The sequence below is a fragment of the Actinomadura monticuli genome (genome assembly GCF_041463655.1).
Taxonomy (GTDB): Bacteria; Actinomycetota; Actinomycetes; order Streptosporangiales; family Streptosporangiaceae; genus Spirillospora; species Spirillospora monticuli.
This window is the reverse complement of record NZ_JAXCEI010000023.1, coordinates 74,707-94,889: the sequence shown is the minus strand read 5'-3', so window position 1 is coordinate 94,889 and position 20,183 is coordinate 74,707. Positions and strand designations below refer to the sequence as shown.

At 70.8% G+C, this 20,183-nt stretch carries 19 protein-coding genes; 6 read left to right on the top strand and 13 right to left on the bottom strand.

All coding sequences use genetic code 11. The annotated features are described in order from the left end of the window. Positions 1-124 precede the first annotated feature (124 nt). The gene (locus SM611_RS34295; RefSeq protein ID WP_371954493.1) at positions 125-1,075 is read left to right on the top strand and encodes a phosphoribulokinase; all 951 of its coding nucleotides are present in this window, start codon (positions 125-127) and stop codon (positions 1,073-1,075) included. Positions 1,076-1,197: 122 nt separating this feature from the next. Here SM611_RS34295 and SM611_RS34290 read toward each other — a convergent pair whose 3' ends face one another. The 6 genes from SM611_RS34290 to SM611_RS34265 form a co-directional block, all read right to left on the bottom strand. Then, positions 1,198-2,256, bottom strand: a complete 1,059-nt coding sequence (locus SM611_RS34290; RefSeq protein ID WP_371954492.1) for a potassium channel family protein — start codon at positions 2,254-2,256, stop codon at positions 1,198-1,200. 146 nt (positions 2,257-2,402) lie between these two features. Further along, positions 2,403-2,774 (bottom strand): hypothetical protein, encoded by a 372-nt coding sequence (locus SM611_RS34285; RefSeq protein ID WP_371954491.1) that lies wholly within the window; start codon positions 2,772-2,774, stop codon positions 2,403-2,405. A 70-nt stretch (positions 2,775-2,844) separates the two neighbouring features. Next, positions 2,845-3,324 carry a peroxiredoxin gene (locus SM611_RS34280; RefSeq protein ID WP_371954490.1) on the bottom strand — a complete coding sequence of 160 codons (480 nt, stop codon included), beginning with the start codon at positions 3,322-3,324 and terminating at the stop codon, positions 2,845-2,847. 17 nt (positions 3,325-3,341) lie between these two features. Then, positions 3,342-3,770 (bottom strand): DUF3052 domain-containing protein, encoded by a 429-nt coding sequence (locus SM611_RS34275; protein ID WP_371954489.1) that lies wholly within the window; start codon positions 3,768-3,770, stop codon positions 3,342-3,344. A gap of 208 nt (positions 3,771-3,978) precedes the next feature. Continuing rightward, positions 3,979-4,386 (bottom strand): YjbQ family protein, encoded by a 408-nt coding sequence (locus SM611_RS34270; protein ID WP_371954488.1) that lies wholly within the window; start codon positions 4,384-4,386, stop codon positions 3,979-3,981. 197 nt (positions 4,387-4,583) lie between these two features. Then, a complete protein-coding gene (locus SM611_RS34265) occupies positions 4,584-4,781 on the bottom strand; it encodes a DUF1918 domain-containing protein (RefSeq protein WP_371954487.1) in 198 nt (65 codons plus the stop codon). 318 nt (positions 4,782-5,099) lie between these two features. Between SM611_RS34265 and aceE the strand changes: the two genes are divergently transcribed. Beyond that, positions 5,100-7,880, top strand: coding sequence for a pyruvate dehydrogenase (acetyl-transferring), homodimeric type (gene aceE, locus SM611_RS34260; RefSeq protein ID WP_371954486.1), 2,781 nt, complete (start codon positions 5,100-5,102; stop codon positions 7,878-7,880). Positions 7,881-8,139: 259 nt separating this feature from the next. Here aceE and SM611_RS34255 read toward each other — a convergent pair whose 3' ends face one another. Further along, positions 8,140-8,514: a VOC family protein gene (locus SM611_RS34255; protein ID WP_371954485.1), complete on the bottom strand. Its 375-nt coding sequence runs from the start codon at positions 8,512-8,514 to the stop codon at positions 8,140-8,142. A 712-nt stretch (positions 8,515-9,226) separates the two neighbouring features. Further along, positions 9,227-9,652 carry a MarR family winged helix-turn-helix transcriptional regulator gene (locus SM611_RS34250; protein WP_371954484.1) on the bottom strand — a complete coding sequence of 142 codons (426 nt, stop codon included), beginning with the start codon at positions 9,650-9,652 and terminating at the stop codon, positions 9,227-9,229. A gap of 100 nt (positions 9,653-9,752) precedes the next feature. On the opposite strand from SM611_RS34250, the gene SM611_RS34245 reads away from it, so the two are divergent. Both SM611_RS34245 and SM611_RS34240 read left to right on the top strand, forming a co-directional pair. Beyond that, the gene (locus tag SM611_RS34245) at positions 9,753-11,174 is read left to right on the top strand and encodes an MFS transporter (RefSeq protein ID WP_371954483.1); all 1,422 of its coding nucleotides are present in this window, start codon (positions 9,753-9,755) and stop codon (positions 11,172-11,174) included. 48 nt (positions 11,175-11,222) lie between these two features. Next, complete coding sequence (locus SM611_RS34240; RefSeq protein ID WP_371954482.1) at positions 11,223-11,636, top strand: hypothetical protein; 414 nt, start codon at positions 11,223-11,225, stop codon at positions 11,634-11,636. A gap of 516 nt (positions 11,637-12,152) precedes the next feature. Here SM611_RS34240 and SM611_RS34235 read toward each other — a convergent pair. The 3 genes from SM611_RS34235 to SM611_RS34225 form a co-directional block, all read right to left on the bottom strand. Next, positions 12,153-12,569: a VOC family protein gene (locus tag SM611_RS34235; RefSeq protein WP_371954481.1), complete on the bottom strand. Its 417-nt coding sequence runs from the start codon at positions 12,567-12,569 to the stop codon at positions 12,153-12,155. Positions 12,570-12,720: 151 nt separating this feature from the next. Next, the gene (locus SM611_RS34230; protein WP_371954480.1) at positions 12,721-13,956 is read right to left on the bottom strand and encodes an HNH endonuclease signature motif containing protein; all 1,236 of its coding nucleotides are present in this window, start codon (positions 13,954-13,956) and stop codon (positions 12,721-12,723) included. Positions 13,957-15,160: 1,204 nt separating this feature from the next. Beyond that, a complete protein-coding gene (locus SM611_RS34225) occupies positions 15,161-16,141 on the bottom strand; it encodes an aldo/keto reductase (protein WP_371954479.1) in 981 nt (326 codons plus the stop codon). Between the two features lie 121 nt (positions 16,142-16,262). On the opposite strand from SM611_RS34225, the gene SM611_RS34220 reads away from it, so the two are divergent. Next, positions 16,263-16,955, top strand: a complete 693-nt coding sequence (locus SM611_RS34220) for a TetR/AcrR family transcriptional regulator (RefSeq protein WP_371954478.1) — start codon at positions 16,263-16,265, stop codon at positions 16,953-16,955. Positions 16,956-17,011: 56 nt separating this feature from the next. Here SM611_RS34220 and SM611_RS34215 read toward each other — a convergent pair whose 3' ends face one another. Beyond that, positions 17,012-17,719, bottom strand: a complete 708-nt coding sequence (locus SM611_RS34215) for a helix-turn-helix transcriptional regulator (protein WP_371954477.1) — start codon at positions 17,717-17,719, stop codon at positions 17,012-17,014. A 266-nt stretch (positions 17,720-17,985) separates the two neighbouring features. Continuing rightward, complete coding sequence (locus tag SM611_RS34210) at positions 17,986-18,936, bottom strand: alpha/beta fold hydrolase (RefSeq protein ID WP_371954476.1); 951 nt, start codon at positions 18,934-18,936, stop codon at positions 17,986-17,988. 61 nt (positions 18,937-18,997) lie between these two features. Here SM611_RS34210 and SM611_RS34205 point away from each other — a divergent pair, with 61 nt between their 5' ends. Then, a complete protein-coding gene (locus SM611_RS34205; RefSeq protein WP_371954475.1) occupies positions 18,998-20,182 on the top strand; it encodes a tannase/feruloyl esterase family alpha/beta hydrolase in 1,185 nt (394 codons plus the stop codon). Position 20,183 lies beyond the last annotated feature (1 nt).

The following is a 20,183-nucleotide window of genomic DNA, read 5'->3' as shown; positions in this document are numbered from 1 at the left end:
CCGGCTTTTCACCCCCGCTCTCCCCTGATTGGGGGACGAACCCCCGCCGAACCCCCCGTACTCTCCTGTACGAAAATTGAATTCCGCAGGACGGAGGAGCAAGGTGCCCCATCGGATCGTGCATATGCTCCGGGCGCGCGGAGCCGGCCGGCGCCCCGTCATGCTCGCCATCGCGGGGGACAGCGCGGCGGGCAAGACCACCCTGACCAGGGGGCTTGTGCAGTGTCTGGGGGCCGACCGGATGACCGCGGTCTGCGTGGACGACTACCACCGCTACGACCGCTCCGAACGGGCCGGCAAGCCGTTCACGGCGCTGCACCCCGACTGCAACCACGTCGACATCATGGAGCAGCACCTCCAGCTGCTGTCGATGGGCGAACCGATCCTCAAACCCGTCTACGACCACTCGACCGGCGAGCTCGTCCGGCCGGAACTGGTCGAGCCCCGCGACTTCGTGATCGTCGAGGGCCTGCTGCCGCTGCACACCCGGATGGCGCGGGCCTGCTTCGACATCACCGTCTACCTCGACCCGCCCGAGCCGCTGCGGCACTCCTGGAAGGTGCGCCGCGACTGCGACAAGCGCGGCTACAGCCCCGATCAGGTCATGGCCGAGCTGGCGCGCCGCGAACCGGAGAGCGCCGCCTACATCCGCCCGCAGCGCAAGCACGCCGACATCGTCGTCCGGTTCGCGCCCGTCGCCGGGCGCCTCGACCCGCCCGGCACGCCGCTGTCCGCCGAACTGCTGCTCCGCCCGACGATCGACCACCCCGATCTCGCGGACGTCCTGGACGGCGGCGCCGGCGACGCCGAGACCGCCATGCACCTGCGGCTGCACCGCGACACCGACGGGCGCCCGGTCGACGCCCTGCACGTGCACGGGTACGTTTCGCCCGAGGAGTCACAGGTCGTCAAGAAGGCCATCTGGGAGCGCCTCGGCCCGCGCGCCGGCGCCGCGCTGCCGGCCCCGGACGCGCTCGGCCGCCTCGGGGACGCCGGCACCAGCGACCCCTTGGCGATCACCCAGCTCCTGCTGCTGTACCACCTGCTCGACGCCGACCACCGCCAGGCGGCGTGAGAGGTTGAACTCCGCGTGCGCGCGGGGAGGCCCCGAGGCTTCGGACCTGTGCCTCGGGCCGCGCGCAGGCGGCAGCCGGGAGGGCGCCCAAGCAGGCGCGCGGGCGCCCTCCCGGCAACTCCTCAGAGCTCCCCCCACGGGATCACCGGGCGGTCGGGGGCGACCACGGCCAGCGACTGGCCGCCGCGGATCATCTCGTCCGGCGCGGCCGTGAGCCGGAACCGGGCGTTCGGACGGTGCGACTCCCCCACCGCGAGCAGCGTGCTGCCCCGCCGGAGCAGGAAGATCGCCACATCGACGCGGGACCATTCCCCGGCGTCCGCCGGGACGTCCACGCGGTAGAGGGTGCCGTCGGTGTCCAGCGTGCTGGCCAGATTGTGGTAGATCGCGGCGACGCCCGGGTTGCGGATCGCGACGGCCACCACCGCCGGGTCGTCGATGTCGACCGGCTCGATGTCCGCGCTGACCAGGCTCAGCGCCTCGGTGATCTCCGCGCGGCGGCCGCCGTCGCGCAGCCCCGCCAGCAGGTGGACGGGCGGCTCCCCGTTGCGCCGCAGGTAGGCCGACACGCCCAGCATCACGCGCACCGTCTCGTCGTCGGAGCGCGCCACCACGAGGGCGGTCCGGGCCCTCTGCAGGCACGCCCGCTCGTACGCGGTGTCGTCGTTGGCGACCACGTCGTAGAGGCCGGGGTCGGGGTTCTCCCCCTGCAGTTCCTCCGGCCAGAAGAGCGCGACGACGGGCGTCTTCACGAACTGGGGGTCGGCGCGCAGCTGGCTGACGATGGCCCGCAGCGCCTCGCGCTCGTAGCCGATGACCACGACATGGCCCCGCTTGTGCAACTGCGCCCGTCCGTTGGCGATCATCGCCCTGCCCTTCCCCATCCAGAGCGTCAGCTCGGCGAACATCACGAGCCCCGCGGTGAGCCCCGCCACGACGATGATCACGCCGCCGATCCGGCCGCCCGTCGTGGCCGGGGACAGATCCCCGTACCCGGTGGTGGTGCCGCTGACGATGAAGTACCAGGCGTAGTCGAGCGGGTGCTTGATCTCCGCGCCCGGCTCCTCGAACACCGCGATCAGCAGCCAGCCCGACAGGAAGGCGGCGGCGAGCACCAGCGCGGGCATGCGCCAGGACCGCCCGGTGATCCGGTTGACCAGGCGCATCAGCACGATCGGCATCCGCGCAGCGTTGCAGTGGACAAATCCGGACGTCAACCCGCGAAAACCCGGAACCACCGTTACACTGCGTGACGACCCCGGCCGGACACGGGCCACAGGCCACGGCCCGTGGCGCAGGCGCGCGGGTCAGTGGGCCGGGCCGCGCTTCAGTGGGCCGGGCCGCGCTTCAGGACGCGCGACAGCGCCGCCGCCACCTCCTCCGAGAGGCCGCCGTCGGACGGCCGGTCGGCGCCGGCGGCCGGACGCTCCGCGACGGAGTGCACCAGATCGACACCGCCGGGGTCGTCCCGGACGGCGTCGCGGGTGTGCCCGCAGTCGCGGCACTCGACCTCGCCGAGCCGGCACACCAGGGCGGCCGAGCCGCAGGCCGAGCAGCGGTCCAGGTCGTCCGCCCAGCCGTGGGCGGCCTGGCAGCCGGGGCAGACCAGAACCTGGTGGTCCGCCCGGACCCCGCGCCGCCACGGGCTCGCGCCGCGCGCGGGATCGGTCTGCCGCGCCCCGCAGCGGAAGCAGGGCATCACACCTCCAGAGGTGCGGGGACCGGTTCCGGCCATCCGTCTCGGACGCGCCGGAACCGGTCCGTTTCGCTCAGAGCCCGGCGAGCGCCTTGCGGTACTCGTCGATGTCGCGTGCGTCCGGGATCGCGTTCACGACCTTCCACCGGACCACGCCCTCGGTGTCGATGACGAAGGTGCCGCGCAGCGCCAGCCCCTTGGCCTCGTCGAAAACGCCGTATCGCCGTGCCGTTCCGCCATGCGGCCAGAAGTCCGAAAGCAGCGGGAACCAGAACCCCTCCCGGTCCGACCAGGCCCGCAGCGCGAACATCGAGTCGACCGAGACGGCGAGCACCTGCACACCGCCGTCACCGCCGGCGTCACCGCCACCGCCGGCACTCCGGAACTCGTCCCTGAGCAGGGTCAGCTCCCCGGTGCACACGCCGCTGAACGCCAGCGGATAGAAGACGAGAAGGACGTTATTCTCGCCGCGGAACCCCGACAGCCGCACCGGGGTGCCGTGCTGGTCCGTCAGCTCGAAGTCCGGCGCCTCGGCGCCCACGTCGACGGTCACGTGGCTACCGTCCCCGGCTACTTGCGGACCTTGGGTGCGACCAGCCGCGTGCCTGACCACTCCTTGGCGGCGCTGACGCTGCTGGTCTGCGAGAGCCCGGCCGTCTGCGCGGCCTCGCCGATGTCGCTGGGCTCCACGTGCCCGTCCCGGCCCGCCTTGGGCGTCAGCAGCCAGATGTTGCCGCCGCCGGTGAGCGGGATCATGGCGTCGGTCAGGCCTTCGAACAGGTCGCCGTCCTCCTCGCGCCACCACAGCAGCACGATGTCGACCACGTCTTCGTAGTCCTCGTCGACCAGCTCGTTCCCCGTAAGTTCCTCGACGGATCGACGAAGCTCCTCGTCGACGTCGTCGTCGAAGCCGATCTCCTGCACCACCTGGCCCGCCTTGAGGCCGAGCCGTTCGGCCAGGCTGCGCTCAGACTGCGCCTGACCCGCGGTCGCGCTCACGAAAGTCCTCCCATTGTCGTCAGTCCGCACGGTGCCGTGCTGTCTTTCCCAGCCCCCCGGGACGGGTGGCCCGCCCGCACCTGTGCGGTGTTTGCGGGACAGTCCACACAAGTGAGGGCCCCTAGCGCAAGTGTCTTCCCGGCTTTTGGTGGGCTCATTGGCCCGAATACGCAGATCGGCGTGACCGGGACTCCACGTAGCGTGACCCTCATCCCGCGAGAAAGGACAGGCGGACCTGCCGGTCGGGATTGTCCACGTTGAGGTCGACGAGGGCGACCGACTGCCACGTCCCGAGGGCGAGCCGCCCGCCGACGACCGGCAGGGTCGCGAACGGCGGGACGAGGGCGGGCAGCACGTGCGAGCGCCCGTGCCCCCTCGCTCCGTGCGCGTGCTTCCAGCGGTCGTCCGCGGGGAGCAGGTCGCGCAGCGCGGCCAGCAGGTCGTCGTCGCTGCCGGCCCCCAGCTCGATGATCGCCACGCCGGCGGTGGCGTGCGGGACGAAAACGTGCAGCAGCCCGTCGCCGCCCGCCGAGGCGGCGAACTTCTCGCATTCGGCCGTGATGTCGTGCACGACCTCACTCGTACCGGTGGCCACCCGGACCACGGTGCTCTCCATGATCCCGTGTCTACCCCATCCGCGGCCCCGGACGCGTCCGCTCCCGCACGGATCTGCCCGCACGGATCTGCCCGCGCGGGATGACCGCACGCGCTGATCGCACGCGCTGATCGCACGGTCCCACCGCACGACCGGGCGGATCGCACGGGCGTCGCCGCGCAGAGGTCGCCGCACGGGCCCACGGGCCGGGTGCTCGGCTAGTGCGGGAGGTGCTCCCGGGACTCGATGACCGCATCCGGCCCCGGGTAGACGAGGGTCTCGTGGCCGTCGTCGAACCTGACCAGGTACGGCGGGCCGCCGTCCGTGCCGCGCACCTCGATGATCTCGCCCGTCCGGTCCGGCTGCCCCACGACGGCGCCGTGAACGTGCAGCCGGTCTCCGATTCGTCCGTTCATCACTTACCCCCAAGCTCGTTCGTCCGCCACCGGGACGGACCGTGCCGGGCATCTCGTGCTCGTTCCTCCCAGCCTCATACGTTCCCCGGACCCGGTCGGGGGAACGCCCGCCGGGACCGAAAAAAGGGACGCGTCCGGAGGCCGGCACCCCGGCTGACCGGGGCGAATGGTTACCGGTTGGTAGAGATGCGTTAGCCGCCATAAACGGCGACGATGGGATCACCAGACGAGCGACCGACAGTCTGCCGGGGACCGGTGGCCTCCCGCGCGGCGGCCACGGGTCTCACCAGCAAAGACGGTAAGGACAGAGGGGACCCCGTGGCTTCCGGACGTCAACGCTTTTCGATCATCAGCGACGGCCTGCCGAGCCAGCTGCCCGACATCAACCCGGACGAAACCCGGGAATGGCTGGAATCGCTGGACACGGTCATCAAGACCGAGGGCCGCGGCAGGGCGCGGTACGTGATGCTCCGCCTCCTGGAGAGGGCCCGCGAGCTCCAGGTCGGGGTGCCCGGCCTGCGCAGCACCGATTTCATCAACACCATCCCGCCGGAGCACGAGCCGTGGTTCCCCGGCGACGAGCACGTGGAACGGCGCATCCGCGCCTACATCCGCTGGAACGCCGCGATCATGGTGTCGCGCGCGAACCGTCCCGAACTCGGTGTGGGCGGGCACATCGCCACCTACGCCTCCGCCGCCTCCCTCTACGAGGTGGGCTTCAACCACTTCTTCCGCGGCAAGGACCACGGCGAGTCCGGCGACCAGGTGTTCATCCAGGGGCACGCGGCCCCCGGCATCTACGCCCGCGCCTTCCTGGAGGGACGGCTCCCCGAGAGCAGGCTCGACGGGTTCCGGCAGGAGAAGTCGCATCCCGGCGGCGGACTGTCGTCCTACCCGCACCCGCACCTCATGCCGGACTTCTGGGAGTTCCCCACGGTCTCGATGGGCCTCACCGCGATCAACTCGGTGTACCAGGCCCGGTTCAACCGGTACCTCTACAACCGGAAGATCAAGGACACGTCCCGCTCGCACGTGTGGGCGTTCCTCGGCGACGGCGAGATGGGCGAGCCGGAGTCGCTCGGCGCGATCGGCCTCGCCGCCCGCGAGGAGCTCGACAACCTCACCTTCGTCGTCAACTGCAACCTCCAGCAGCTGGACGGCCCGGTGCGCGGCAACGGCAAGATCATCCAGGAGCTGGAGTCGTTCTTCCGCGGCGCCGGTTGGAACGTCATCAAGGTCATCTGGGGCCGCGACTGGGACCCGCTGCTCGCCCAGGACGTCGACGGCGTGCTCGTCAACCAGATGAACACCACCCCCGACGGGCAGTTCCAGACGTTCTCCGTCGAGTCCGGCGAGTACATCCGGGAGAAGTTCTTCGGCGCCGACCCGCGGCTGCGCAAGATCGTCCAGCACCTGTCGGACGACGAGCTGCGCAAGCTGTCGCGCGGCGGGCACGACTACCGCAAGGTGTACGCGGCGTTCAAGTCGGCCCGCGAGCACGTCGGGCAGCCGACCGTGATCCTCGCCCACACCATCAAAGGCTGGACGCTCGGCTCCGACTTCGAGGCCCGCAACGCCACCCACCAGATGAAGAAGCTCACCAAGGCCGAACTCAAGGAGTTCCGGGACCGCCTCTACCTGGACATCCCCGACTCGGCGCTGGAACAGCCGCTGCCGCCCTACTACCACCCGGGCGAGGACTCCGACGAGATCCAGTACATGCGCGAACGCCGCGCCGCGCTCGGCGGGTTCCTGCCGAAGCGCGTGGTGCGCGCCAAGCCGCTCAAGCTGCCCGGCGACCCCGTCTACGCCGAGATGAGGAAGGGCTCCGGCAAGCAGAACGTCGCCACGACCATGGCGTTCGTCCGGCTGCTCAAGGACCTGATCAAGGACGAGAACATCGGCGCCCGGTTCGTGCCGATCGCCCCGGACGAGTACCGCACGTTCGGCATGGACTCGCTGTTCCCCACGTCCAAGATCTACTCACCGCACGGGCAGACCTACGATGCCGTCGACCGCAAGCTCCTCCTCTCCTACAAGGAGTCCGAAAGCGGCCAGATGCTGCATGAGGGCATCAGCGAGGCCGGCTCGATGGCGTCCACCATCGCGGCGGCCACCGCGTACGCCACGCACGGCGAGCACATGATCCCCGTGTACATCTTCTACTCGATGTTCGGGTTCCAGCGGACCGGCGACCAGATGTGGGCGCTCGGCGACCAGATGGGCCGCGGGTTCCTGCTCGGCGCCACCGCGGGCCGCACCACGCTGACCGGCGAGGGCCTCCAGCACGCCGACGGCCACTCCCCGCTGCTCGCGGCCTCCAACCCGGCCTGCGTCCACTACGACCCGACGTGGGCGTTCGAGCTGGGCCACATCGTGCGGGACGCGCTGCGCCGCATGTACGGGACGTCCGAGGGGCACCCGAACGGCGAGGACGTCTTCTACTACCTCACCGTCTACAACGAGCCGTACCAGCAGCCCGCCGAGCCGGAAGACCTCGACGTCGACGGCCTCCTCAAGGGCCTGTACCGGTACCAGGCGGCCGAGACCGGCAACGGGGAGGCGCCGCGCGCGCAGATCCTCACGTCCGGCGTCGGCGGCCGGTGGGCGCTGGAGGCGCAGCGCCTCCTCGCCGAGGACTGGGGCGTCGCGGCGGACGTGTGGTCGGCGACCTCGTGGAACGAGCTGGCCCGCGAGGCCCGCGCGTGCGACGAGTGGAACCTGCTGAACCCCGACGCCGAGCAGCGCGTCCCGTACGTCACCCGGACGCTCGACAACGTCGCCGGGCCGATCGTGGCGGTATCGGACTTCACCCGCGCCGTACCCGACCAGATCGCCCCGTGGGTGCACGCGGACTTCACCGCGCTCGGCACCGACGGTTTCGGCTTCTCCGACACCCGCGCCGCCGCCCGCCGCTTCTTCCACGTGGACGCCGCGTCGATCGTCCTCGCGGTCCTGACCCGGCTGGCCAGGAACGGCGAGGTCAAGCCCGAGACCCTGGCCCAGGCGATCGACCGCTACCGCCTGAACGCCTCCGTCAGCGAGGTCTTCGCGGGCGGCGTCGGAAGCGCCGAGAGCAACAGCGGCGGGGACGCGTGATCCACCTGGGGGCGACCCCCGGACCCCCGTCACGAGCCGGTCGATCCTCACGCCACGCTGCGGATGTGCGTGACCGTGCGGGTTCGCGAAGTGTCGCTGCGGCCGGCCGGCTCGGCGGGCCGTGCGACCTACGGGCGCTGGAGCGCCTTCCGGCCGCCCGGCTGTGCGCGGGTTGAGGTCCGGCCGAGAGCGGTGATTGCGGAGGTGTAGGCCGCGATCACCGGAAGGGCCCCGAGGTTCGCCTCGGGGCCCTTCGCATTCAGGACGCCGGGGGCGTGAACACGCCGAACGTGTTGCCGGACGGGTCCTGGAGGTAGGCGAACTTGAGGCCGTTGCTCGTGGTCAGCGCCGGCATGGCGACCTTGCCCCCGTGCTTGACCGTCTGCTCGCAGGCGGCCTCCACGTCCTCGACCAGCACGAGGAACATCGCGTGGTTGCGGGACGCGTCCGGCTCATGCGAGATGCCGCCGCTCGGCATATCGGCACCCGGGTAGCTGACCAGGTCGTAGCCGTCCGCGTCCGGGTCGAGCGCGAACTGCCAGCCGAACATGTCGCCGTAGAAGCGGCGCGCCTCCTCCGGCGCGTCCGTCCCGACCTGGAACCACGTGACGGTGTTGAACGCGGGAACGCTCATCGATCTCCTCCTTCGAACGCTGGCACGAGCGTCCCGGAGCCTCGCGACAACCCCCTGTCGGTGTTTGCGGGCAGGATTCCGCACGGTGAAGAGAACCCCGCCCACACGATGGTGCGATGGCCGTCCGTCCGGTACCCCATGCGTCGGCCAGGGCGTCCACGACCCGGAGCCCGCGGCCGCACGCCGCGCGCCGTCATCGGCTACCTCCAGCAGGCAGAAGTCGCCGCCGAGCAGGCTGACCGTCACCCGTCCGCCCTTGCCTGAGGCCGTGCGGGTGATGGCGTTGCGGACGGTCTCGCTCCCGACCGTCACCAGGTCGTCCAGCGCGGGATGCCCCGGAGGCAGCAGGTCGCGCAGTCAGCCGGCGATGACGTTCCCCAGATGACTGACGTACTCGGCGTACCCCGAGCCCGGGGTCGCGGGGGCCGTCAGGACGACGCGCGGACGATCGGGCGGGTCTCGCAATGAGCGGCGTGTCCGCGACCGGCCCGCCGTGGATCCGGCCGAGCAGGAGCTCGGCCGACCGCCTGCCCATCGCCTCCGTGGCTGGTGCACGTCGGGGGCCCCGGGTGGGAACGCAGCTCCGCACCCGCGTCCTCGAACCCGACGGAGGCCAAGCTGTCGGACGCGGCGAACACCACGTCCAGCGACGGCTCCACGGTGAGCAGCCGCTGCATCTCCCGCGCACCGGCGGCGGGCCCAGAGCACTCGCTCAGAACAGGCCGTTGGTCTTTTCGAGGTAGCCGGCGATGAGGTCGAGCTGGTCGTCGGTGTAGCCGGCGTTGACCTTCTCCAGGTGGCTGACGTACTCGGCGTACCGGTCGACCAGCGGCTGGACCTTGGTCATTTCGAGTTCGAGCCGCGCGCTGCGCCGGTCCTCGGGATCCGGGACGCGGCGAACGTATCCGGCACGCTCCAGGCGGTCGATCACCCGGCTGACGGTGCTGGTGGAGATGCCGGTGGCGTCGCTGAGCTGCTTGGCGTTGCGGATGTCGTCGCGCAGCACGAGCAGGTGCAGGGCCTGGGTGTCGGTGACCACCAGCCCGGACTCTCTGGCGATGCGGTCGTTGCCCAGCACCGCGTTCACCAAGGCCACCTGGAACGCGCGCTGGATGCGGTCGCCATGTGAACTCGCCATCGGACCCCCTTGGCAGTATCGTCCCATCGTGGGATAATCGCAGTACGCAACTAACCCACGATGGGAAAGTCGCACGTCGATTCTAGTTGGAGGCGGCGCGGTGGGAAGCTTCTCGGAACGCGGCCGGACGGCGGCAGTGGTGGTGCTGCTGCTGGCGTCGTTCATGGACCTGATGGACAACACCATCGTCAACGTCGCCCTTCCCTCGATGGAGCGCTCGCTGCACACCACCGCGGCGCAACTGGAGTGGGTCGTGTCGGGCTACGTGCTGACCTTCGCCGCCATGCTGATCGCGGGTGGGCGGCTGGGCGACATGTTCGGCCGGCGCACCGTGTTCATGGTCGGCGCGGCCGGGTTCACGCTGGCGTCGTTGTGGGCCGGGCTCTCCTCTTCGGGCACCGAACTGGTCGTGGTTCGGCTCGCGCAGGGCCTGTTCGCGGGAGCGATGGTGCCGCAGGTGCTCGGCACCGTGCAGGCCCTGTACCCGCCCGAGGAGCGGGCGGGCGTGTACGGGATCGCGGGAGCGGTCACCGGCCTGGCGGCGGTCGCCGGGCCGCTGCTGGGCGGCGCGTTCGTGTCCGGCGACGTGTTCGGCCTCGGATGGCGGACGATCTTCCTCGTCAACGTCCCGGTCGGTGTCCTCGTGCTGATCGGCGCCTTCACTCTCGTCCCGCAGACGAAGGCCGACCATCCGCTCTCGCTGGACGTCCTCGGCACGGTGCTCGCCGCCGGGGGCGTGGTGGCCCTGGTCTATCCGCTCATCGAGGGCCGCCAGGCGGGGTGGCCCTGGTGGACGGTGGGCCTGTTCGCGCTCGCACCGGTCCTGCTCGCCGCGTTCGTTCTCCACGAACGAGGCCGGGCCCGCGGCGGGCGTGCCCTGCTGTTGCCGCTCCGCCTGTTCGGCGACCGCGGATTCAGCGCCGGGCTGACCGTTCAGCTCTCCTTCCAGGCCAGCGTGATCGGGTTCCTGTTCGTCCTGAGCATCACCGTGCAGTCGGGCTTCGGCTTCTCCGCCTGGCAGGCCGGGCTCGTGGTCCTCCCGTTCAGCATCGCGGCCGCGATCACCAGCGGGGCCGCCGCCGCTCTGGTCGCCAAGGCCGGCAGGACGCTGGTCGGCATCGGCGCACTGCTGCAGTCGATCGGTGCCGCATGGTCGATCGAGGTCGTCGCCGGCGGTTCCCACCCGAGCGTGGCAGGGCTCATCGGGCCGATGGCCGTCGCCGGCGCCGGGCTGGGCCTCGTCCTGGTCCCGCTGACCGATGTCGTCCTGGCCGCGGTCCCCACCGACGACGCCGGGTCCGCCTCCGGCACGCTCTCGACGTTCCAGCAGGTCGGCGGGGCGCTCGGCATCGCGATCGTCGGGACGGCGTTCTTCGACTCGGTCTCCTCCAGCCGCGACCTGGGCGACGCCTTCGGCGTCGCCGCATGGATCGTGGTCGCCCTCGGCCTGCTCGCCACCCTGGCCGGCCTTCTGCTTCCCCACGCCAGGCCGACCGTCACCGCTCCGAACGCGGCCGACTGACCGCCCGCCTCCCCGCGTCCCCCCAGGTCGCACACGAAAGGAGAAACGATGTCCAGCAGGCTCAGCCCCGAAGACAGGTTCAGGATCCAGGTGGCGGCGCACGGCGTCGTCGCGCTGATGGCCTCCAGCGTGCCCGGCGCTCTCACCTCCCCCCGGGCCGGGATCGCCGCGGCGAAGGCGATGTCCACCGCGACCGGCCTCACCGGCGAGGTCCTGGCCGAAAAGCCCCCCAGGCTGCCGTTCAAGGGCAGCGTGGCCGAGATCGCCAAGACGGTCCTGCCCGCACTCACCAGATCGGTGCGGATACTCGACCGGGTCCAGGACGGCGAGGGCGAGAACTTCCGCCGCACGATGCGGATGATCGCCGAGTCCGCCGGGAACGCCAACACGGGCGCCCCGACCCCGGCCGAGGCGGAGATGCTGCGCAAGATCGAAGACGCCCTGCGGACCACCGCGTCATGAGCCGGGCCAGACCCCTCCGCGCGGCCGGACCGTGCTCGCAGGGACGACCCCGTGTAGCCCGACGACGGCGATATGACCTTCCGCGAGGCTCCCGCCAGCTCGCTTCCGGCGACACGCGGCGCGCCGAGTGACTGCTGCCTGAGTTCCGGCGGAGGAGAAGACGGCGCTGCCGACGCTGCAAGGCGTCGGCCGCCGGATGCCATGGCGCGGGCATCGGCCCTCACCCGCCACGACTTCACCGAACCCCCCATACCCACCTGAATCGCTGGGGTGGGTGGGGAGAAGTCAGGCGGATGGGCTTCTAGGTAAGCGAGGTGGCGACCGATCGAGGCGGCGGCCGGTGGCTAGTACGGCAGCCGCAGTTAGTGATCCCGGTTCGGTTACCGCCCGGCCGTGAGCTCGCGTGGACCGTGATCATGGTGGGGGTGGAGGTCGATCCGCCGCCTGCACGCCCGCTACCACCAGCCCCACCACCCCTGGCGGCACCGCCTCACACCACGCGCCTTGGCCTGGCTCTCACTGCCCCAGGCGGCTGCTGACGAACGCCGCGAGCGCCTCTTGGGACGGGTGTCCCCAACCGACGCAGAACGGATGCCCGGCCGGGTCCGCATACACCTGGTGACCCTCGTCAGCATCGAAATCAGCAGCTGCTTGGAGCAGCCGGGCGCCCAACGCCATCACTTCGTCGTGCGCGGCTCGCGGGTCGTCGACGTGCAGATCGAGATGCACCTGCTGGGGAATCCCATGCGGCCAGTCAGGCGGAACATGGTTCGGCGCCAGTTGCACGCCTATCCGCCACTCTCCAGCGGCGTCGATGACGCTGTGCCACTCGGCGTCCTCAAGGACGTGCCCGCCAAGAACGCCGGCCCAGAACGCGCTCTCGGCATGCAGATCGGCCGCGTCGAACACGATCACCTGACGCACCATGTTCATGACGCGAACCCTACGGGAGACAGCGCCCACCAGGTAGATCGTTCCGGGCTCGGGAAATCTCGCGAGAGGGCGGGCAACCAATAGCGACCCAATCGCCGGTCACTCCGCCAGCCCGAGATCGCGAACTGCGGCTGCCGTACTAGGTGTACAACTAGGCGGCTTGGAGCCAGGGTGGCGGGCGGACGGACACCATGCCGGACGGTGCCGCGATCCGGTAGGTGTGGCGTCCGTCAGGGCCAGTGGTGATGTGGATCTTTTCCGCGTTGGCATGTTTCCAGCGGTTATGCCATCCGCAACACAGTGCGAGCCGGTCGATGTCGGTGGGGCTGCGGCCGAGGGCCCAGCCGTAGACATGATCAACCTCGCACAGCGTCCCGGGCACCTCGCATTCATGGACGGCGCAGGTCGGATACAGACTTTCGAGGACCTGGCGCTGCGCGGCCGTGGCGAACCGGACCCGGTGGCCCAGGTAGAGCGGCAGGTTCCCGCGTCCCAGCAGCAGGGGCGAGACTCCGGCGGCCAGCGCGATGCGCCGGGCCTGCTCTGCCGGGATCGGCGTCCCATCGGTCAGTCGCGCCGGAGCGGTGCCGCCCGTCAGGGTATCCAGGTCGCAGATGACGGTGACCTTGGTGGCCCTGTGCCCGTCCGACAGGACTGCGGTGAGTGCGGCGGCGGTGCGTTCCGGTAGGTCGCGGGGGTCGTCGGTTCCGGCGGGCTTGGCCAAGGGCGCGAGGGTACCGTCCCAGAGCGCGGCGTCTTCGGCGTTGAGCCGGCCCTTGATGTAGCGGCCGCCGTCCAGTGAGCGTGTCGAGTCGATCCACGACCGCTCATACCCCCGCGCCACGTCCTCGGGGGCCTTCTCGCGCCCGTCGCGTTCGGCGATCACGTCACGAATCCGGCGACCGAACGAAGCGACCTTTCCAGCGGAGAAGCCCTGGTCGACCATGCCGAGCAGGGTGGTCTCGGCTGTGGCGCAGTCGTGGCCGCCAAGGCGGGCGGTCGCTTCGGCGATGGTGGCGGCGTACCCGGCCGACAGTTCACCGGCGGCCCACCGCCGCGTCACCTCCGCCAAACGGTGGCGCTGGCGGGCCACGGTCAACCGCTCTTTGGCGCGGGTCTCGCGCATGCCCAGGCGGGACCGCAGCCAGGACCGCGTGGAGGGAAAACCCCACCGCTGCACCTCCCGAGCGCCATCGACCACGCCGATGAGGCCGACCAGAGCGGCCTCCTGCAGATCACCGGCGGCGGCGAGCCCCTCGGCCAGCTCCAGGCAGGCCGCTGCCGAGTCGGGGACGGCCCGGGAGGCGAGTTCAGCGGCGATCGCCGAGGCCGCGTTCACCAATTCCATGGTGGACGCCGCAGCGAGATCGACCCCGACCGCTTCCATGGTCCCAATTTCACCCGCCACAACCCAGAAACCGCATCGAATACCGAGATGACATCGCCATTTCTCAAGCACCGAAAGCCACCAAACTCCACCCATAAAGGCAATTCGGAAGCTCCGGACACCCCTCCTCCGCAGACGGCTCCGAAGAAGGAGGGCCGGGCGTCCCATCCTCGGGCAGCGGGCCCAATGGTCGGGCCATTGATCGATGTCGGCTCTTGGATGGGTGGGGGCGGCGCGTCGGGCAGAGGGCAGGCGGAGCCTGCCCGACGAAAGCTGCGCTCAGGGGCCGCAGAGGCTCCGAAGTCAAGGGTGGCCGAAGGCCATCGAGAAGCGACGCGAAGCGCCCTTGACTTTGGAGGGGCGGCCCCGTACGCAGCGCCGCCCCCACCACGATTCCACGAACACGGCCCATGCAATTCGGAACATTCCAGCCGCACTAAACAGGACTTCACGAAAACCTGAGACGTTTCAGGCCATCGAGCTCGTGATCAGGTGGACCTGCCGCGACAGGTTCGGGCGTCGGCGTAGAACGTGAAGCGCTTCGGCGGCCCGCCGTTGACCGAGGCCTCCACCAGCGGCACCGAGTCCATCTGCGCCACGGCACACGGCCGATGTCGCCGTGAATCCGATAAGGCTCACCGCTGACTGCCGCGACCATTCGGCGTGGCCCTTCTCGCCGGCCGCTCGCCAGTGCGGCACGGAGAGAGTGCTTGTCCTGCCGGATGGCTGTGGTCCGCGCCTCATGGAAGACGGGAGACTGTTGCAGTGGCGTATGGGTTCTCCGATACGCCCGCGATACACCGGGAACTCCGGCCCGACCATACGGCCGGTCGGCCAGGCAACCGAACGGCCCATCGAAGACACCGAGACGGTTGCCCGACGGGCTCCCCGGCCAACAAAGCGGAAACCGCTCTCAACCAAGGGCGGCCACATGGCCGAGCCCGCCGCCCGGTATGCCGGCGTCCGGAAAGGTGATCAGCTCGTGGCACTCGTCGAGCCTCTCGTCCGCGAACCGGGCTCCGGCGGCGGAACGGCCGGCGTTGGGCCGGGCGCCCTGGCAAGCGGCGGCACGCTCACCTCCGCGATCCGGCGCGGACGCGGGCTGCGTCGAGCAGCAGGTCGGCAGCAACGACAGGCTGTGGGAACCGAGGCTGAACGAAGGGCACGACGAGAGTCGAGGTGGTCCGCTGGACTCCCAGGGCGGTCAGACCCAGGTGGGGAGGGATTGTTCGGCGTAGCGGGCACCGTAGCCGCCGGTCGGCAGGATCTGGGCGATGGCGTCCAGGTCCTCCTGGGTGAGGGTGAGGTCGACGGCGGCGGTGTTCTCTTCGACGCGCTTGGGGCTGCGGGTGCCAGGGATGGGGACGATGTCCTCGCCCTGGGCCAGGACCCAGGCCAGCGCCAGCTGGGAGACCGTCGCGTCCTTGGCGGCGGCCAGCTCGGTGAGCCGCTCGACGGCCTCCAGGTTCTTCTCGAAGTTCCCCGGCTGCCAGCGGGGGTCGCCGTTGCGCATGTCGGTCGGGTCGTAGGACCCGGCGGGCTTGGCGGTGCCGGTGATGAAGCCGCGACCCAGCGGGGAGTAGGACACGAACCCGATGCCGAGTTCGCGCAGCACCGGGAACAGCCGCTCCACGTCGCGCTCGAACAGCGAGTACTCGGTCTGGAGGACGGAGACGGGCTGGACGGCGTGCGCGCGGCGGATGGTCTGCGGGCCCGCCTCGCTCAGCCCGAAGTACTTCACCTTGCCCGCGTCGATCAGCTCCTTGACCGTGCCGGCGACGTCCTCGATCGGCACCTCCGGGTCGACGCGGTGCTGGTAGAGCACGTCGATGTGGTCGACGCCCAGGTAGCGCAGGCTGTTGTCGGCGACCTTGCGGATGTTGTCCGGGCGGCTGTTGAGGCCGGAGATCCTCCCGGAGGACAGGTCGAAGCCGAACTTGGTCGCCAGGACCACCTCGTCGCGGAAGTCCTTGACCGCCCGGCCGACGAGGATCTCGTTGGAGCCGGTGCCCAGGCCGTAGAGCTCGGCGGTGTCGAAGAAGGTAACGCCCAGCTCGTAGGCGCGCCGGATGGCGGCGATCCCCTCCTGCTCGTCCCCGGGACCGTAGGCCATCGTCAGGCCCATCGTCCCGTAGCCGATCGCCGAGGTGACCAGCCCTTGGCCGCCCAGAGTGCGCTTCCGCATGACCAACTCTCCCTCACGTAGCCGCAAACAACGAACCGAACCGTTCGGTATGGCCCTGCACCACACTACCCACTCGTCCGAGGGCATCAAACCGAACGGTTCGGTTGGCTAGGCTTGGGCCATGGCCAGCACCGCCGACTCGACCCAGGACCGGATCGTCGCCGCCGCCCGCGACGAGTTCGCCCGGCACGGGATCGCCGGCGCCCGCGTCGACCGGATCGCCAAGGCCGCCCGCACCAGCAAGGAACGCGTCTACGCCTACTTCCGCAGCAAAGAGAAGCTGTACCAGCACGTGGCAGCCGCCGAACTCGCCGCCGCGGCGGATGCCGTCCACCTGGACCCCGCGGACCTGCCGGCCTATGCCGGGCAGCTGTTCGACTACTTCACCGCTCACCCCGACCGGTACCGGTTCATCGCCTGGGGGCGCCTGGAACTGGCCCCAGACCCCCCGGGCTCCCCGGAACCCGCCGACGCCCCGGAACCCGCCGACGCCCCGGAATCCGTCGGCGCTGCCAGCCCCTATCGCGACGCCATCCTCGGCAAGATCGAAAAGATCCGCCGCGCCCAAGCGGCAGGCGACCTGGACCCCTCATGGGACCCCGTCGACATCATGGCCGTGGTCTCCCAGATCGCCCACACATGGCTCGACCAGGCCGAACTGGCCGCCGTCGCCCGGCACACCGCCGACGACCCCTCGTCGTCCGCCCGCCGCACCGCCGTCATCCGCGCCGTCGCCGCAGTCTTCCCGCCCGCTCCCGCCGCGATTCCCGACCGCGCCGCCAAGGCTCCTGACGACCCCCGGCGCGGTTGCTGACTGCCCCGCCGCGGCTGCTGACCACCCTGCCGGACGGGCCTCAGACGAGACGAGTCTCAGACGAATTGCAGGGGACGGACGACGTAGTCGGCGGGGATGTCGTCGTGCATGGTCTCGGCGCTGCGATCGGGGGCCGGCTCCTCAAGCAGGACGGCGCGGCGGACGCGGTCGGTGCGGAAGATGCGGCGGCCGCCCCGCATCCGGCACCAGGCGGTCAGGTACCAGCCCTGGCCGGACGCCGTGAACGTGACGGGTTCGACGTCGCGCTCGGTTTCGGTGCCCGTACGGTCGATGTAAGTGAGCCGGACGACACGGCGGGTCAGGACGGCCTCCTCCAGCACGGCCGGCACGGACGCCGGGTCGTCGTTCCCGGCGGGGGCCATGAAGCGGATGCGGGCCGCCAGCTCGCGGGCCGAGGCGCCGTCGTCCGCCGACATCGCGGCGACGATCTTGTGCAGCGCGGTGCGGGCGGAGCGGGAGTACGGCGAGCCGCCCGCCCTGGACAGGGTGATCGCGACGGCGACGGCCTCGGCGGGGCTGAAGTTCAGCGGCGGCAGCGTCCGGCTCTTGTCGAGCGTGTAGCCGCCGCCCCGGCCGACATCGGCGAAGATCGGCACGCCGGCCTGCTGGAGCGCGCTGATGTCGCGCTCGATCGTGCGGACGCTCACCTCGTACCGCGCGGCCAGTTCGCGCGCGGCGAGGCGGCGCGGCGCGCAGGCGCGCAGCTCCTCCACCAGGGCGTACAAACGGTCGGTGCGGTTCACGCGGCGAACCTACGCGCCGGGTCCGACAATTCTGAACGCCGAGGCCCCTGCGACGCTGGAGACCCTGCGGGCTAAAGAATCCCGACGCTAGGAGAAGCGCCAGAGCGCACCTTTCCGCTCGTTCCATCGCCAGATCTGTTCGTCCCCCGCGCAGACGAGGGTCGCCGAGTCGGAGGTGTACGCGAGCCGGAACGTCGCGACCGGTCCGCCGTCGAGGACGACCGGCCGGGGATTGCCGAGTGGCGGGGTCCGCCGTCTCTCGGGTCCTAGAGGGCGCGGAGGAAGCCGAGCATGGCCTCGTTGACCTCGGCGGGCCGTTCCTGCTGCGTCCAGTGGCCGCAACCGGACAGCCAGACGGTGTCGCGGAGGTTGGGCACGAAGTCGGTCATGGAGTCGATCACCTGGTGCGCGCCGACGGCGACGAGGTCGCGGTCACCGGCGATGTAGAGCGCGGGCGGCCCGATGGGGGCGCGGTGCCAGGCGGCGGTGAGCTCCCAGTTGCGGTCCATGTTGCGGTACCAGTTGATCGGGCCGGTGAAGCCGCTGTCCGCGTACTCCTCGACGTAGGCGTCGATGTCGGCCGCGGTGAGCCAGCTGGGCAGCTTCTCCGGCTCGGGCAGCACGTCCAGGAGGCCGCCGCCCTCGGGCGCGGTCATCGCCGAGCCCGGACCGTCGCCCGACACGCCGTAGAACATCCGGCGGAACGTGGCGGCGCGGTCACGGTCGAGTTCGGCCTCCGGGACGTCCGGCGACTGGAAGCGAACGATGTAGTAGCCCTCGCCGAACATGCGGCGCATGGACGCGATCGGGGGGCGGCTGCTGCGCGGGCGGTGCGGGACCGACATGCCGATCACCCCGCGCACCTTGTCCGGGCGCATCTGCGCGACGGCCCACGCGACGGGCGCGCCCCAGTCGTGGCCGGCGACGACGGCGCGGTCCGCGCCCAGGGCGCCGATGAGCCCGACCGCGTCGCCGGCGAGGTGCAGGATCGTGTACTGGCCGATGTCGTCCGGGCCGCCCGTCCGGGCGTAGCCGCGCTGGTCGGGGGCGACGGCGTGGAAACCGGCCTCGGCGAGCGCGGTGAGCTGGTGGCGCCAGGAGTACCAGCACTCGGGGAACCCGTGCAGCAGCAGCACGAGCGGCCCCTCGCCCGCCTCGGCGACGTGCATGCGCAGGCCGCTCTCCGACGTGACGAAGCGGTGCGTGATGTCGGTCATCGATACCCCTCGCGGTGGGCGGGACCGTGGCGAGCCCAACGCTAGCCCCACGCAGAAGCAGGTGGCCGCCTGCCTCGACGACCTCACCACCGCCGGGACGGTCGGCTCGGGGCACACCGTCCCGGCCGACTGGGCGGGCCTGCACGCCGCCGGAACGCGCAACCCGTCCGGCGTCCCCGGCATCCAGCTGGACGGCTATTTCCCGGACACCTCGACCTTCAACGCCAACCACGGCTGGAACCACGACGCGCAGTTCGTCATCCGCCTGCCCGAGCGCTGGAACGGCGGCCTCGTCGTCGCCGGGTCCCCCGGCAACCGCCGCCAGTACGCCAACGACGTCACCATCTCCGACTGGGCGCTCGGCAAGGGCTACGCCTACGCGGCGACCGACAAGGGCAACAGCGGCGTCGAGTTCTACAAGGACGGCCGCCGCCCCGGCGACGCCGTCGCGGAGTGGAACGACCGCCTGACCCAGCTCACCCGCGCCGCCAAGAAGGTCGTCGCGAAACGCTACGGGCGGACGTCGCGCCGCACCTACGCGGCGGGAATCTCCAACGGCGGCTACCTCGTCCGCTGGCAGCTGGAGAACCGTCCGCAGCTCTACGACGGCGGCATCGACGCGGAAGGCACCCTGTGGCGCGCCCGCGGCCCGAGCCTGTTCACCTACCTGCCCGCCGTCCTGCGCGCCTACCCGTCCTACGCGGCCACCGGCGACGCGTCCGCCCACGAGGCGCTCCTGAAGGCCGGCCTCGCGCCCGGCTCTGAATTCCTCTGGCCGTTCCACGACCAGGTCTACTGGGAACTCACCCAGCGCATCTACCGCGAGGAGTTCGACCCGTCCTACACGGGCGAAGAGGCCGACTACAACTACGCCGACCGCCCGGAGGAGGTCCACCGCGCGGTGGCCCGGGTCTCCCTCACCGGCGAGATCCGCAAACCCCTGATCACTCTCCAGGGAACCTACGACTCGCTACTGCCGATCAGCACCGACTCCGACGTCTACGCGAAACTCGTCCGCGCCCGCGGAAAGGCTCCCTACCGCTACTACCGCCTTGAGGCCGCCAACCACACCGACGGCCTCTACGACGTCTACCCGGACCGTCTCCGCCCCCTGCTCCCCTGCATGCGGACGGCCTTCACCGCCCTCGAATCGTGGACGGACGGCGGCGCGACACCGCCGGCGAGCGCGACTCTCCCCCGCCCGGCGACCGGCGACCTCGTCAACACCTGTTCCCTGGCGGGCTGAC

What these genes read in the sequence shown, in the direction of transcription:
- SM611_RS34295 (WP_371954493.1), top strand. Translation starts at nt 125, where the DNA reads ATGCTCCGGGCGCGCGGAGCCGGCCGGCGCCCCGTCATGCTCGCCATC.
- SM611_RS34290 (WP_371954492.1), bottom strand. Translation starts at nt 2,256, where the DNA reads ATGCCGATCGTGCTGATGCGCCTGGTCAACCGGATCACCGGGCGGTCC.
- SM611_RS34285 (WP_371954491.1), bottom strand. Translation starts at nt 2,774, where the DNA reads ATGCCCTGCTTCCGCTGCGGGGCGCGGCAGACCGATCCCGCGCGCGGC.
- SM611_RS34270 (WP_371954488.1), bottom strand. Translation starts at nt 4,386, where the DNA reads ATGGAGAGCACCGTGGTCCGGGTGGCCACCGGTACGAGTGAGGTCGTG.
- SM611_RS34265 (WP_371954487.1), bottom strand. Translation starts at nt 4,781, where the DNA reads ATGAACGGACGAATCGGAGACCGGCTGCACGTTCACGGCGCCGTCGTG.
- SM611_RS34255 (WP_371954485.1), bottom strand. Translation starts at nt 8,514, where the DNA reads ATGAGCGTTCCCGCGTTCAACACCGTCACGTGGTTCCAGGTCGGGACG.
- SM611_RS34250 (WP_371954484.1), bottom strand. Translation starts at nt 9,652, where the DNA reads ATGGCGAGTTCACATGGCGACCGCATCCAGCGCGCGTTCCAGGTGGCC.
- SM611_RS34240 (WP_371954482.1), top strand. Translation starts at nt 11,223, where the DNA reads ATGTCCAGCAGGCTCAGCCCCGAAGACAGGTTCAGGATCCAGGTGGCG.
- SM611_RS34235 (WP_371954481.1), bottom strand. Translation starts at nt 12,569, where the DNA reads ATGAACATGGTGCGTCAGGTGATCGTGTTCGACGCGGCCGATCTGCAT.
- SM611_RS34230 (WP_371954480.1), bottom strand. Translation starts at nt 13,956, where the DNA reads ATGGAAGCGGTCGGGGTCGATCTCGCTGCGGCGTCCACCATGGAATTG.
- SM611_RS34225 (WP_371954479.1), bottom strand. Translation starts at nt 16,141, where the DNA reads ATGCGGAAGCGCACTCTGGGCGGCCAAGGGCTGGTCACCTCGGCGATC.
- SM611_RS34220 (WP_371954478.1), top strand. Translation starts at nt 16,263, where the DNA reads ATGGCCAGCACCGCCGACTCGACCCAGGACCGGATCGTCGCCGCCGCC.
- SM611_RS34210 (WP_371954476.1), bottom strand. Translation starts at nt 18,936, where the DNA reads ATGACCGACATCACGCACCGCTTCGTCACGTCGGAGAGCGGCCTGCGC.